Origin of the sequence: Sphingobacterium haloxyli, assembly GCF_002980525.1 — a bacterium.
Classification (GTDB): domain Bacteria; phylum Bacteroidota; class Bacteroidia; order Sphingobacteriales; family Sphingobacteriaceae; genus Sphingobacterium; species Sphingobacterium haloxyli.
Window position 1 is genome coordinate 1 of the sequence record NZ_PVBQ01000010.1, and the last position, 14066, is coordinate 14066.

Below are 14066 nucleotides of genomic sequence, written 5' to 3' on the forward strand. Positions count from 1 at the left end.
ATTCTTTTGTCCAGCCCTCGATGGTCGAGGAGGCGATCTGTATGTTTTCCCTGGCAAAGATCTGTTTCTGTCGGTACAGCGGGAGGTGGTCCTGATATTTTCCGGTCAGTATCATCGCCAATAAGCCTGCTCCGGGGATACCTCTGTCGATGACACGTTCGGGAAGTTCGCCGATACGTACGCCATCTCCATTTTTAGGCGTGTATTTATAGCGGATATAGCGTTTGATATAAAACTTTGCAGGATCGCACTCCAGTTCTTCGGTGATTTCCTTTCCGATGCATACCATATCCGATAGGTCCCCCTCCGGGTGTATGTCGATCTCTACTACAGGTAGATGTTCAGGTAACTTCGCACGTCCCTTATGGTTAGGGCGCTTACGTGTATACTCGATCTTTTGTCTGGTTTCTTCCTGTTGCTGTTCTGCTTCCTTAGGCTCGGCTTCAAACGGGAGTGCGGTCTGGTTGGGATCGCCTTCAAAGCGTTCGCGCTTCTGGCCGAACTGCATACGCTTGTACATGGCAAGCTGGGACTCCAGATATTCGATCTTTTCGTCACGGCTGGAAACGACCTTCAGAAGGTCATCTTTAGAAAGGTTTTCCAGCGCTGTTTCCATACCCTAAAGATACGGTTTTATCTGCGTTCCTGCAATCAAAAAAGCTGTTTTTATGGCAATGAATAACGTTTTTTCTGTATGCTTTTTACAACCTGGACGCCCTCGATGAGCAATACCAGATCGCTCCATGACAGTTCACCTTTCTTAAGTGCAGATGTACCAAAGGTACCCTGCTCCAGCCGTTTGTAATAAAGGACAAAGCCCCCGTGTTCCCAGTGCAGAAGTTTGATATGGGTACGGCTACGGTTCAAAAACACAAATACCTCACCGCTGGTCGGCTGGCGCTGCATCACCGAAATGACCAGACCGCACAGCCCGTCGAAACTCTTGCGCATGTCGCAGTGTCCATCATATAAATAAAAACGGTGAGAAGACCCCAATGAAAACATATCAGTAAAGACGGATCAACTGGGAAAGCAAACCAAGATCGGTATCGACCTTGATCCGCACCCCATTGGGGTAGATAACCTCAACATCGCCTTTTCTGCCGGTCTTATCGATCGATATAAAGCTTCCGCTGGCAGCATCGTTTTCTTTGCTGCGCGAAAACCAGTAATAAAACGTAGTCTCATTGACGCCGTTTTCCTCGCAGTAGCGTTTCTTGCTCAGGCCGCTCTGCTGCCAGTCTGCTATCATAGCAAACATCTGGACTCTTTTTTCTTCTTTGCTCATCCAGCAAAGCTAGAAACAACATAAGATTATTCATAGACGTGGCTCACAGGGCGGATACGACTAAAAAAGTATTTACTAAATGTTAAATATATGTTTGAACCCGATTTGGTGAGATGCAACAAACTTATAAAGTTATAATCATAACTACAATTTATATAAAAATACAGAAAGTTATAATTATGATTTAAATGGATGGCTTAGCACTTCGTGAGTGCAAAGTATAAAAAAATGCACTATAGCAGTGCATTTTTTTATATGTTGGCATCGTACTACTGCTTGCGCAACTTACCCATTCCCTTTACATAGGAGGCTTCGATCTCAACTCCCTTCGTAGCTGTTGCTGTAGGGATATCGATTTGATAGATATGTAATGATGCCCCTACTTTTGCTGGTAGATAAGCTTTATCGCCATCCACAAAGGCAGGCTCGGAATATTGATAGATTGGTGCATCCTTCACGGCTGTAATTGTTTCCGCGGCCAAGTCCACAATAACATAGGTTAGGTTGGTTTGATCCCACTGTCCATTCTGTTCGGCTGTATACTTCTGGGCAAGTAATTTATTGTTGCCCACATACGTAGCTTTGATAAGCTTGCCGCCATTCGGCGTGCCTTCGGTTTTAAAATGATAGTCTTTATCAAATTCTGCCGTACCTGCCTTGATACGCAAAATAGCGGGTTCTTTGTAATTTCCTTTCGGATCGAATCCATAGCCGCCATGATAAACCGTATACACATCTCCATTCTCTGCCGTGAAGATACCCGATATATTGACGGGAGCACCTGCTGGGCCGGTACGGGTGTCTTTGATAACGGTTTCTAATTCAAATTCTGGATAACTGTATACCGCAACATAGTTCGTATCTAAATTCGGGGTAACGCCGTTGGCAAACGGGAAGACAGTTTGGTATGCGCGGTTGCCGCTGATTGCCAAACCGGTGTGTCGCCAGCCGTGTTTGTTTTCTGGATCTTTGTACACATCTTTGGCCGGAACTTTTACCGTCTCTTTCATGGTATAGCCGTCGGCATCAATCTCAAAAAACTCCATGTTACCGTCAAATTTATCATTGACCACGAGCTTAGCACCCAATAAGGTTTTGTCATTGTTTACGCTCAGGTAATCGTCGGCTCCGGAATTGGAAGTGAGGCCTGTTTTCGCCGTCAACCGGTTCTCGTTATTAATGTAATAAGCATCGACCTTGTTGACACCCAATCCGCCGATGGAATAAAAGTAATTGTTGATGTTCAGGTATTCGCGGTAGCCCTCCTGCAGGATACCGTTATTCAACAGGGAAATCTTACCGTTCAACAGGTCCTTGCTGTGTACGATATAGTTGATATTATCGCTACCAGCCTCTACACCTACGCCTAAAACGTACGCTTGACCACCTTCTATTATCGGTTCATTCGGACGATCATCGCCCCCATTATCGTCTTTAGTACAAGAAGAGGCAGCAACTGCCAAGCCTAAAGCCAAGGCGACATTTCTATATTGTTTTAACTTTCTCATAGTCATTTATTTTTGTATAAAGTATCTAATTTTTACGTTGAAAGAGCGCCCGGGTTTCTGCATCCTGTAGTTATCAAATAGCCTACTATTTGTCAGGTTATGGCATTCTACGGCAATATTGTACTTGCCCCCACCGATGCTGTAGTCTGCTAGAATACTATGCGCAAACTGCCGCGGGATCATGTCGGGATTATTAGCGCCTAGCTGTTCTGGGGTAAGGTAGTATTCTTCAATAAAATTGAGCCGGTACTGGATGTTGGCCGCCCCGCCTTTGCCTCCCACTTTCGGTAACTGCAGACCCAAATCAAAATTACCAAAGAGGTAAGGTATATTGGGCACCTTGTATCCGTAATTGAGGTTCGGTTGGGTGGTCTCGCCACTCAGATTTCCACCGGAAGTGAATTCCGTTTTATCAATGATATTTTGGTAGCTCAGATTGACGCTGCTGTAAAGTCTATTCTTCCAGTTGTAGCGAATTTCGCCTTCTACGCCCGTGGTTCTGACATCCCCTACATTGATGAATTTACGGCCCGTGGGTTGGTTCCGGCCTTGCTCCAGCCGGATGTAGTCGGTAGAATTCCGGTATATAAAATTGGCCTCCGTCTGGAAGTTGTGTGTCTGATTTACGGTAAAGGCATATAAGCCCCCAATATTGATGTTATCGCTTTTTTCTGGCGTTAGGGTTTCATTACGAATGGTGAACAATCCATCTCCTAGCAGCTCCAGTGGTTCAGGCAGACGATAGGCATGTTCGTAGGAAGCTTTTACCTGCATACGGGGCAATAAAAAATAGGTTGCTGCAAGACCATACCCGATATTATCCTGACTGGTGGCTATTTCGGCATATTCCGGCGTCAGCGTCTGGGAAATGTTCTCAAACGACTCGGCATGGAGGCCATAATATTTGGCAAACACGTTGGTGCGCAATGCGCCAAAACGACTGTCCAACCCCAGTCCGAAATTTTGCTTCTGCAGGCGCTGCGGCATGGTATAAGCAACATTATTCGGCTGTTCAACATCACTAGACTTTCGTTTAAAGTCTGTTAATACGTAGTTTAGGGATAGTCGGTGGTCTGGGTGTAAGGCATAAGCTAGATTCGCCGTAATAAGCCCTTCATTATCCCGCTGTTTGAGCTGCGTGCGCTGCCGCTCGGCACCGCCACTGCGGGGCGTGGTTTCCTGCAGCCAGTTGTAGATAAGCCCTACGGTGTCGACAAAATTATTCCGGGTAATATTGTAGGCTCCGTAGAGGTTGAAATCCAATCCGTCCAAAAGCAGGTTATCCTTTTTATACTTCAACGTAGGGATGACCGAATTACTCGATTGGGTCATGGCACCAAATACTTGATCCATTACCACGCCGGTTTGGATATCTTTATCATTCTGCCCGGCAAGGAGCCCTACAAATAATTGATCGGCAAAGGGTTTATCACGCACGCCGACCTCTACCTGCCCGCCCAGCGAACTGTAGCCGTCGTGGAAACGTTTCACCTCTTGCTCCGGGAGCAGGGTGTTGCCCCTGATCGGTTGCACGTTCACTTTATAATTGTTGTCGGAATAATTGTAAAATCCATTGAATCGGACAGCGAACCCTGTTTTTTCGTTTGTATAGGCACCGTTCAAACCGGCCTTATGGGTATTGAAGGATCCTACGCTATACGAGACATCCATATAGTTGAGGTTGCGGCGGGTAACCATATTGATAGCTCCGCCGAGGGCATCGGCGCCCAACGAAACAGGTACGACGCCTTTATAAACTTCAATTCTTTCTGCCATATTCGCCGGAAAGTTGTTGAGCGAGAACGACGAACCAAAGTTATCCATCGGAATGCCGTCCAGGAAAAACTTGAGGGACTTGCCGCTGAAACCGTTCAAGGAAAAATTGAAGTTTGAACCAAGCCCACCGTCTTCGCGGACACGGATGCCCGTGGTACGCGTCAGTAGCTGATTGATATCCAGTGCAGAATTATAATATTGCTTGGTTTCTACGACGTTGACATTAAAAGGTTCCTCTTTAATTTCACGGCTTTCCGTTTTTTTATCGATATGGACCGCATCAATTTCTTTTTGCTGCGATACAGTTTTGGTGGTATCCTGTGTCATCGCCAAGCGAGTGTGGGCTGTCCAAATTAAGGGTAGTAACAACAGAACCCGTACGCTTTTTGGATATAGAGTTATCTTTTTTGCCATCATTTTCCACCTATCCATAGAGGAGTTATTATATTTGTGGGCAAATATAATATTATTTAGACTTAATTTAAACAAAAACAAAGATCACGACATAAAAAAGTGATCACATGCATGATGGAACGGGCGAAGAAAAAAAAAGGAAAAAAGACGACCATACGCCGGATCAATGATTGGCTGCATCTTTGGCTGGGGTTAATCTCGGGTGTTATTGTATTCATTGTCAGTATTACAGGCTGCTTCTATGCCTTTCAGCAGGAAATAAAAGATCGGATCGAGCCTTGGCGCTTCGTGGAAGAACGTACCGAGCCCTTTGTGCCGCCGAGCCGAATCTTGGATACGGCAGCAGTGTACATGCCAGGTCAGCAGCCTACCGGCCTGACCTATGGACATAGCGGCGAAGCTGCTGCTGTCGGCTATATCAGTAAGGCGTCATTTTCAGTGGTTTTCATCAATCCCTATACAGGCGAGTTTCTGAAAAAACAAACACCGCGTGGTGGCGACGAATTCAATTTCTTCAATTTCATCTTGGATGGGCATACAGCGTTGTGGTTGCCTTACGAAATCGGGAAACCGGTTGTTGGCGTAGCTACGTTGGTCTTTGTCGTGCTATTATTTACCGGTTTGGTGATGTGGTGGCCGAAAAAATGGAGTAAAGCAAATAGGAAGAAGAGTTTTAAGATCAAACTTACAGGAAGCTTCAAACGGGCCAACTATGATTTACACAATGTGCTTGGATTCTATAGTCTAATTTTTGCGTTCATCCTCGCCGTAACGGGGTTGGTATGGAGTTTTGAATGGTTCGATAAAGCTGTATACTACGTCGTTTCCGGAGGTGAAATAAAGCAGGGGCACCATCACCCACACTCCGACCTGTCCAATAAAGACTTGCCATGGGAGGATACCATGACACCGCTCGACAGAGCCTGGTACACTACCCTGGAAACAGCTGACGATATTAACGGCATGTATATGACGCCTTACCCAGCGGACGACGACGACCCTATTGACATTACCGTTTATCACCTCAGGGGCCAATGGTACGACCATAGTGAATATTTTTATGATCGATACACCCTAGCGCCCCTGGAAATGGAAGGCAGCAAGTATAGGGAAGCGTCTTTCGCGGATCAGCTGGCCATGATGAACTATGATATCCATGTGGGCTCCATCGGCGGTCTGGCCGGGAAAATTTTCGCTTTTTTTATCAGTTTGATTTGTGCCAGCCTGCCTATTACGGGCTTTTTGGTGTGGTGGAATAAGAAGTGACACCGCTATACGATATACATGAAACTTTTATTATTTTTGATCAAAATATACGATATACAAGAAACTAATAGTTCGCCCCCGATATACTAATCGCGTCCTACCATTTATCGATAAACCGGTCATAAAAGTATTGACAATTACGGCGGGATACTACAAAAAAACCCTATCGATTTTTTAATGACGGAGCTTTAATCTTTAGTCACTTTTGAATCTGGACTTTTTCAGATTTCACAAAAACCCAAACCGTATGGCGCTTTTCGTACGATACGCTGAAAGTATGATTTGGCGGGACAGTGAAATTAAAGGACAGTTCGGTCTCTGCGTCATTCTTTGGCACAAAAGTCGGAAGAAGGGAATCAGCGATTTCTTTGATTTGTTTATCGTTTAACATGTGCTTCTTGATTTCAACAGATAAACATAGAGAATTATAATCATACTTACAATAGGTATGGGGCCATGAGAAATGACAGAACACGGGAAGCTAACTGTACAAAAATTTAGAATCTGTTGCGCCGAATTGCTCCAGATGCTCAGGAAGATAGCTGTCTATGGAAAAACTTTATATACATCATTCCTCTTTACAAATCGGGCTAATTCAACGCGACTCTCATCTTTATAAAAACCCAAGCGATAATCGCCTGTTCTCCATCGATAAGCAGAAGAAAACCCTTTTAACTTTTTGACATTGGACATCCCCTCTAAGGCTTCGCTCTTTTCAAGCTCTATAATAAATTCCTTGATTTTGGTTTTCAATTTTTTGTCGCCCAGCTTTTTAATATCATTGAGAAAACTCCGTAAAAAAATAACTTCCATTAGTCTAAGGCATTCATTACATCTTGACGACTTGCCACTTCTTTTCTGTCTGCTTGTTGCATAAGCACTAGCAAGCCCAAATCCTCTTTTTCTTCGTCAGAAAGCGTTTTTAATCGCTCCTTTTCCTTGTATTCTACATAAAAGGAAACAGCTTTTTCCATAATGGTTTTTACACTCATTTCTTCAAATGCAGACAGTAATTTCAGTTTTGTCAACATCTTTTCGTCAATATCAATATTCTTTCTCATTGTCGTAAATCTAATCACAACAAATATACACCATATGCATCATATACACAATACATTTTTGTCTACAAGGTAACCTCGTCCATAAGCACCGTTCAGTGTAAATAGCATACTAATTATTATATTTGGGAGTATGTGACACTTAAAAGAGACAACAAGATAATATGTATCACCCAAGACTATATGGCGAATTTTACGAAATGGGCCTAAAGTATGGCAAACTGCTATATGAAAAAGCAAATTTCGTCATTCCACTGATTAGTAAACAAAAAATGGATTTTGGACTTGAATCGTATCGAGAACTAAAATCATTCTTTCCTGAAGTTATTGAAGAGATTGAAGGCTTCGCAAAGGGAATTCAAGACAAACCTGAAAAGTTAGGTGCATTTTTATTGAGTCTTGGGGTTTTAGTACATTAACAAAATGGATTTGCAGAAAGCCAAAGAGATTTTATCTGACAAGTGTGTCTGCCTTGATTTGCGAAAAGAAAGATTCGGTACAATCTGGTCGGTAGTGGCAAATTTAAACGAGCTAAACATTGAACGAGCAGAGACCAGACCAACAACAAAAAATTATAAGCCGGAAACCAGACTTAATTGGTGGCTGAAAAAGCATTATTGAATTTATAATGACGGAGCTTTAATCCATGATTAATGCTTGGTTATTCACCAGCGGATCCGTCTAAAGTGCGTTTAATCTCTAAATTCAATTTGTCTATTTTGGCTGATGTGGCAGCATGTCGCTGTTTTAGATCGGCCGATCGTGTTCTAAGTTCGCGGAGAGTTTTCTCCGTCGTCCCTTTTTCGCTATTGTTGTCTTTTTTGCTCATCGCAAATCATTTTGAAAGTGCACCATACGAAGAAGTAACCTCGCTGTTGAAAAATCGGCTAGCTAACTAGAATACACCAGCTAAACGTGATACCTAACGCTAAGGTAAGAATAATAACTGATATTCAGTATATTAATTGAAATATTTATGCCAAATACAACATACTTTGAAAGTATGATTCGGCGGGACCGTGAAATTGAAGGTAGCAAAAAACTAGACAGGGGAAAGGGGGGTAAAAACACGCAAAATACGTTATCGAAAAAAATAAATACCGAAAAACAACAAATCGGAATAGCGGTGAATGCCCGTGCCAAAGGCTAGAAAACGACGCCAAGACTCGCCTTGGCTTGTAACGGAGCACCTTATACGTATAAATACGTATTACAGGTATTTCACGTAGCCCGTTGCGCGTAGCGCGTCTACTGACGCAAAACCAACCAATTTTAGCACAGCTTTTGCATAAATATTCCCGACATAAAAATTGGTCTACCTACATACAAAACATTGATTATGAGCACAATTCATTTACAGCAACAGATTGAGCAAAGCAGATCTGTTCTTACTAAGTTTGCCAGAAAGTTCACGAAGGACCCGGATGATATCCAGGATCTGGTACAAGAAACGTTAGTTAAGTCGATCAAGTACATCGATGAGTACGACAATAACCCTCGAATTATGTCGTGGCTTTACGTTATCATGAAGAATCTGTTTATCAATCGATACCGTCGCGGCCAGAGGCGATTGGAATATGAAAATGCACATACGTACGATGTCCGTGCTGCAGGCTGCAATGAACCGTTCAGCCAAAATCATTCTGAAGGAAAATTTATGATGGAGGATATTGAATCGGCAATGAAAAAATTACCAGCTGAGAGCCGTGAAATTTTTAATATGCATATCGATGGCTATAAATACAGGGAAATAGCGGAGTATTTTAATATGCCGGAAGGTACGGTTAAGACCCGTATACACCATGCACGAAAATTTCTACAGGCACAGCTGTCTACATATAATAAGGCTAATTAGTTACTATGACTAATTAGCATAGTACAACTAGTACTATCATTATCGGTCCGCAGGTCTCACCTTGCGGACTTTTCATTAGCAACCAAAATTGTATCTTTTTATGCACTATCCTTATATTTTTTGTTTACTTTATACCGAAGTCTCTTTATCCATGATAAATGAGCGTTTACGACGATAATTAAAAACAATGATAGCAATAGGCACATACAACACCCTTAAGGTCACCGGTCACAATAGCAATGGTTTACGTTTATCTGATGGTGAGACAGAAATTTTACTGCCCTCGGCCGAGGTGCCTCCAGAAGTGGAGATCGATGACGACATCCGTGTGTTTGTTTTTGTCAATAAAGCAGGAGATACGGTCGCAACCACGAAACAGGCTTTAGCAGAAGTCGGTGATTTCGCCTTTCTGGATGTTGTTGCCGCTTCAGAGGCGGGTGCCTTTCTAGATCTGGGAATCGACAAGGATATTTTTGTTCCCACTAAAGAACAGCGCTGGCCCATGCGAAAGGGCGAGGCTTATGTGGTATATTTATATTTGGATGAAGAAAACGAACGTATGCTTGCCTCTACAAAACTGCGCCGGTTTATTGAGGAGGAAGATGTAGACCTAGAAGTAGGCGACGAAGTTGATCTGCTGATCGCCGAAGAGACCGATTTGGGATTCAATGCCATCATCGACAACCGCTACATCGGTCTGCTATATCACAACGAGCTATTTGCGAACATCGCCGTTGGCGATAAGCGCAAAGGGTGGGTAAAGAACATCACGATAGCTGGCAAAGTAGACCTCAGTTTGCAGCCGCAGGGTTTCGGACATGTGCTTAACACCAAGGAAATGCTACTACGCGCCCTTATGGATGAAGGTGGTCGCATTCCCTTGGGCGACAAAAGCGACCCGGAGGAAATACATGATCGCTTTCAGATCAGCAAAAAGGCCTTCAAAAAAGCGATTGGAGGCTTGTATAAGGAGCAGCGCATCATCTTGAGCGACTATGAGATTAAACTCATAACAGATGAGTCGTAGTCCCGATAGGTGTCATAAGCGATAGCGTACATAAATTAAAACAGCGTCAGGTTCTTCCGGTAATAAGAAGGACTCATATGTACATGTTTCTTAAAAGCTTTAGAAAAATGGAAACGGTCGGAGAAACCACAATCGTGTGCGATTTCATCTAAATTTTTGTCAGAGTGATGCATCAGGTTAAGGGCATTTTCAATCCGCCTTTTTATGATATATTGCTGAATGGTGATTCCTGTCGCCTTTTTAAAAAGTCTAGCAAATGAGTTGGGCGCCATATTTGCCATCGTCGCTAGTGCATCATTGGTGATCATTTTATCGTAATTATTATTGACAAATGCCATCGCGGCAAAAATACGCTGGTCCATTGTCTTAAAATCAGTAAGCAAATGCTCTAGCTGCACTAAGCATAATCCTATTAACATATTGACTTTCAAGCAATCAAAGAAATTGAACGGATGGTCTTGTATACAGGTGTGTATAATTTCTTCTATCATTCTTAGCTTTTGATCAGTCAGCTCCAAACAATACACGCCAGCACCGGCGTAGTCTAAGGGGAATCCTAACGAAAAGTGGATGAAGAGATGATCTACCTTATTCGTTGCCTTTATTTGTTCCAGCGCATCGGCTTCGGTAAACTTCCGTCCGGAGATGCTTTCATTCGTACTTCGAACATCGGTTGTATTTAAACGAGTAGAAAACGAGGTGTTAGGTGGTATAATAACCAAATTCTGTTTGTTCAGTATGATCACCCTGTTATTATGGATGATTTCTGCACCATCAATGGTGTTGTAATAAATGCGCCAAAATGGGACAGATAAATCAAAGCACGCCCACTCTTCCAAAATCCAATATCTACAGCAGAAGAGTTTTATGTTTATTTCTCTAAATGTCTGCCTTATGGAAGAGGGGTCAATTTTAATCTCGTGAGGGACCCGTTTAATCATGGTATGTTTATTTTGTACATAAAATGGTTTAGTTATGATACAGTATCAGTAAAATTTCTTTCGGTACTTTACATTAACAATTTTAAACAGAAAAGATACAATTATAAAGTATTAACACATTATTTATTTTTCTTAGCAGCAATATATAAGAGGCGTAACAGTAAAGAAATCCGTTTTCACCCTCGAGTTAACTGATACTTGTTGGATGTAAACTAACTAATTGATTGATATGAAATTACATTTTACGAATTTTTTTCGAGTTCTATTTGTAGTCGCTACATTTTGTTCCATAGCTACTGCGCAGCACAGACCAAACAAAACGAAAGAGCTGATCAATAGTAAAGCAAACGGCTTTAGGGGAATATGGTACATGATCCAGCCTACAGGCGACGAATACGCCTTTAAGTATAGTGGCGGGTTAGGGACTTACCCTGCTAATCATCGACCTTTCGCGGTCTATGTTGAAAAAGTAAACAGGACCTACTTCTGTTATGGTGGCACGGATGAAAACAATAGCACCTTATTGCATAACGTTTCTTTTTATGATCACCGCACCAAGAAAATAGCAAACCCTGCTACGGTTCTCGATAAAAAGACCGTGGATGCGCATGATAACCCCGTAATTGCTATTGATGCCGCGGGCTACATTTGGATATTTTCTACATCGCACGGTGTTGAGCGCCCATCTTATATCTCAAAATCGACCAAACCCTATGAAATTGATGAATTCGAACTGGTTGAGGCAACAGAGATGGTGAACGGCGAGAAGAAACCTTTTACTAATTTTTCTTATTTCCAGGTTTACTACGATGACGACAAGGGATTCATTGCGCTGTTCTCGAGATATGATACTAAACATAGACGGGTGATAGGCTACAACACGAGCAAAGACGGCCAGCACTGGGATGAATGGAAAGTGCTGGGTAATATTGAGGGCGGACATTACCAGATTAGTGCGCTATCAAATGGCAAAATAGGTGTCGCTTTTGATTTTCACCCCGACGGTAGAGGGTTGGACTACAGGACGAACTTATATTACCTCGAGACATCCGATTGGGGTAAATCGTGGCAGACGGTGAACAAGCATACCATGGAGCTTCCTTTGACAACCCGAGACAATGCTGCGTTAGTGAAAGACTTTACGTCAGCTCAATTGAATAACTACCTACTCGATATTGATCTCGATGAAAACGGGAACCCATTGATTTTGACAATTTCTAGTAAAGGACCGCAACCTGGACCGCGAAATGGGTCGCGCGATTGGCATTTCTTTCATGTAGACAGCAAATCGAAAAAATGGGACAATACGATCATTACCTCTTCGGACAGTAATTATGATATGGGCTCGGTCTATGCGGAGGACAAGGGCCGCGTAAGAATCATCGGCCCGACGGAGACGGGGCCACAGGCGTATAATCCCGGCGGTGAACTAGCTATATGGATCAGCAAAGACGGAGGAAGGAATTGGAAAAAGAAAAAAGAAATAACCCAAAACAGTGCTCGAAACCACGCTTATGTCCGTAAGCCTGTTAACGCGAAAAAAGATTTTTACGGCCTATGGGCGGACGGCGACGGGCGTAAACCATCGGAATCCAATATTTACTTTACGACGAAAGAAGGAGAGGTATTTAAACTTCCGCGTCAAGGGACAACGGAGTTTTTTGAACCGCAAAAATGGAAGTAAGGATATAAAGTGAACTATAACTGAATAAATATAACAGAAAATATGAACCAATCAATACGAGTATTTGCATTGCTGGTGTTTTCCGCAGCTTGTTTAGCTGCGGCACAGGCGCAGGAAAAATTAGCTGTTAATATGGTAAACGAAAAGCTGGATAACGCTGTCCAGCAAATCAAGGTGCTGGCGAAGCGCTCTTCCGAAACTATGTTACCAAAGACCTACGATAATGGCAAGAACTTTGATTCCGAGACCGGCTGGTGGACGTCAGGATTTTATCCGGGTACGTTACTTTACCTGTACGAGCATTCGGGTGATGAAGCGTTATTGGCCTTAGCAAAGCAGAAGTTGAAACTGCTGGAAAAGGAACAATTTAATACAACAACGCACGACCTGGGTTTTATGTTGTACTGTAGTTTCGGAAACGCGATGCGTATTACCGGAGATACAGCGGCGTATAAGGAAGTCTTACTAAAAGGTGCCGAATCGCTGGCTACCCGATACAGCCCAGTAACAAAAGCTATTCGTTCGTGGGACTTTGACAACTTTCCGGTCATTATAGACAATATGATGAACTTGGAGTTCCTAAACAGCGCTACGCGGTTGAGTGGCGATCGAAAATTTTATGATATTTCTGTAACGCATGCCAACACGACCATGAAAAACCATTATCGCAAGGATTACAGCTGTTACCATGTTGTCGATTACAACCCCGAAACGGGCGATATTATCAAGAAGAAAACCAACCAGGGCGCGTTTGATGAATCGGCATGGGCGAGAGGTCAGGCTTGGGGCTTGTATGGATACGTCATGATGTACCGCGATACGAAAGACAAGAAATACCTTTCGTTTGCTAAAAAGATTGCAAAATACATGTTAGCACATCCTAACATGCCGGATGATCTGATTGCCTATTGGGACTACGATGCTCCCGACCTTCCAGCAGATAATAAATATGCAAAATATAAACACTACCGAGATGCCTCTACGGCCGCAATAACCGCATCCGCCCTAATTGAAATGAGCACCATGGTGAAAGGAAAGCTTTCCAGATACTACTTGAAAACCGCGGAGACCATGTTGTACAATCTGTCCTCCGCACCGTATACGGCTGAACTGGGTTCGAATGGTGGCTTTTTGTTGAAGCATAGTGTGGGGTCGATTCCGCACAACAGCGAAGTCGATGTTCCGCTCACCTACGCCGATTATTATTATGTAGAAGCGCTACTTCGTTATAAAAATCTCATCAAATAAG

General features: G+C 43.1%; 16 protein-coding genes. 7 read left to right on the top strand and 9 right to left on the bottom strand.

The window, feature by feature from the left end; all coding sequences use genetic code 11:
- The 5 genes from C5745_RS13020 to C5745_RS13040 all read right to left on the bottom strand — a co-directional run.
- A partial coding sequence (locus C5745_RS13020) for an IS66 family transposase (RefSeq protein WP_165793087.1) occupies positions 1-616 on the bottom strand: 616 nt, incomplete at its 3' end.
- Positions 617-666: 50 nt separating this feature from the next.
- The gene (gene tnpB / locus C5745_RS13025) at positions 667-1005 is read right to left on the bottom strand and encodes an IS66 family insertion sequence element accessory protein TnpB (RefSeq protein ID WP_105717451.1); all 339 of its coding nucleotides are present in this window, start codon (positions 1003-1005) and stop codon (positions 667-669) included.
- A 1-nt stretch (position 1006) separates the two neighbouring features.
- Positions 1007-1288, bottom strand: a complete 282-nt coding sequence (tnpA, locus tag C5745_RS13030) for an IS66 family insertion sequence element accessory protein TnpA (protein WP_165793089.1) — start codon at positions 1286-1288, stop codon at positions 1007-1009.
- A 269-nt stretch (positions 1289-1557) separates the two neighbouring features.
- Positions 1558-2796: a DUF4374 domain-containing protein gene (locus C5745_RS13035; RefSeq protein ID WP_165793090.1), complete on the bottom strand. Its 1239-nt coding sequence runs from the start codon at positions 2794-2796 to the stop codon at positions 1558-1560.
- Positions 2797-2802: 6 nt separating this feature from the next.
- The gene (locus tag C5745_RS13040; RefSeq protein WP_105717453.1) at positions 2803-5004 is read right to left on the bottom strand and encodes a TonB-dependent receptor; all 2202 of its coding nucleotides are present in this window, start codon (positions 5002-5004) and stop codon (positions 2803-2805) included.
- 93 nt (positions 5005-5097) lie between these two features.
- Here C5745_RS13040 and C5745_RS13045 point away from each other — a divergent pair, with 93 nt between their 5' ends.
- On the top strand, positions 5098-6252 hold the full coding sequence (locus C5745_RS13045) for a PepSY-associated TM helix domain-containing protein (protein WP_207795803.1): 1155 nt from the start codon (positions 5098-5100) through the stop codon (positions 6250-6252).
- 546 nt (positions 6253-6798) lie between these two features.
- On the opposite strand, the gene C5745_RS13055 is transcribed toward C5745_RS13045, so the two are convergent.
- Together C5745_RS13055 and C5745_RS13060 are read right to left on the bottom strand one after the other, a co-directional pair.
- Positions 6799-7065, bottom strand: coding sequence for a type II toxin-antitoxin system RelE family toxin (locus C5745_RS13055; RefSeq protein ID WP_105717456.1), 267 nt, complete (start codon positions 7063-7065; stop codon positions 6799-6801).
- Entirely contained in the window at positions 7065-7313 is a 249-nt protein-coding gene (locus C5745_RS13060; RefSeq protein WP_105717457.1) for a hypothetical protein, read from the bottom strand. Before C5745_RS13060 ends, C5745_RS13055 begins: the two co-directional genes overlap by 1 nt.
- A gap of 161 nt (positions 7314-7474) precedes the next feature.
- Here C5745_RS13060 and C5745_RS20490 point away from each other — a divergent pair, with 161 nt between their 5' ends.
- Entirely contained in the window at positions 7475-7729 is a 255-nt protein-coding gene (locus C5745_RS20490) for a C45 family peptidase (RefSeq protein ID WP_207795804.1), read from the top strand.
- 242 nt (positions 7730-7971) lie between these two features.
- Here C5745_RS20490 and C5745_RS20250 read toward each other — a convergent pair whose 3' ends face one another.
- Entirely contained in the window at positions 7972-8139 is a 168-nt protein-coding gene (locus tag C5745_RS20250) for a hypothetical protein (RefSeq protein WP_165793091.1), read from the bottom strand.
- Positions 8140-8286: 147 nt separating this feature from the next.
- On the opposite strand from C5745_RS20250, the gene C5745_RS20255 reads away from it, so the two are divergent.
- The 3 genes from C5745_RS20255 (at position 8287) to C5745_RS13075 (ending at position 10192) form a co-directional block, all read left to right on the top strand.
- A complete protein-coding gene (locus C5745_RS20255) occupies positions 8287-8460 on the top strand; it encodes a hypothetical protein (protein WP_165793092.1) in 174 nt (57 codons plus the stop codon).
- A gap of 189 nt (positions 8461-8649) precedes the next feature.
- Entirely contained in the window at positions 8650-9165 is a 516-nt protein-coding gene (locus C5745_RS13070) for an RNA polymerase sigma factor (RefSeq protein ID WP_105717458.1), read from the top strand.
- Between the two features lie 187 nt (positions 9166-9352).
- On the top strand, positions 9353-10192 hold the full coding sequence (locus C5745_RS13075) for a CvfB family protein (protein ID WP_105717459.1): 840 nt from the start codon (positions 9353-9355) through the stop codon (positions 10190-10192).
- A gap of 35 nt (positions 10193-10227) precedes the next feature.
- Here the strand turns inward: C5745_RS13075 and C5745_RS13080 are convergent, their stop codons facing one another.
- The gene (locus tag C5745_RS13080) at positions 10228-11133 is read right to left on the bottom strand and encodes a helix-turn-helix domain-containing protein (protein ID WP_105717460.1); all 906 of its coding nucleotides are present in this window, start codon (positions 11131-11133) and stop codon (positions 10228-10230) included.
- A gap of 229 nt (positions 11134-11362) precedes the next feature.
- On the opposite strand from C5745_RS13080, the gene C5745_RS13085 reads away from it, so the two are divergent.
- Together C5745_RS13085 and C5745_RS13090 are read left to right on the top strand one after the other, a co-directional pair.
- Positions 11363-12817 (top strand): BNR-4 repeat-containing protein, encoded by a 1455-nt coding sequence (locus C5745_RS13085; RefSeq protein ID WP_105717461.1) that lies wholly within the window; start codon positions 11363-11365, stop codon positions 12815-12817.
- 42 nt (positions 12818-12859) lie between these two features.
- The gene (locus tag C5745_RS13090) at positions 12860-14065 is read left to right on the top strand and encodes a glycoside hydrolase family 88 protein (RefSeq protein ID WP_105717462.1); all 1206 of its coding nucleotides are present in this window, start codon (positions 12860-12862) and stop codon (positions 14063-14065) included.
- Position 14066: the final 1 nt, after the last annotated feature.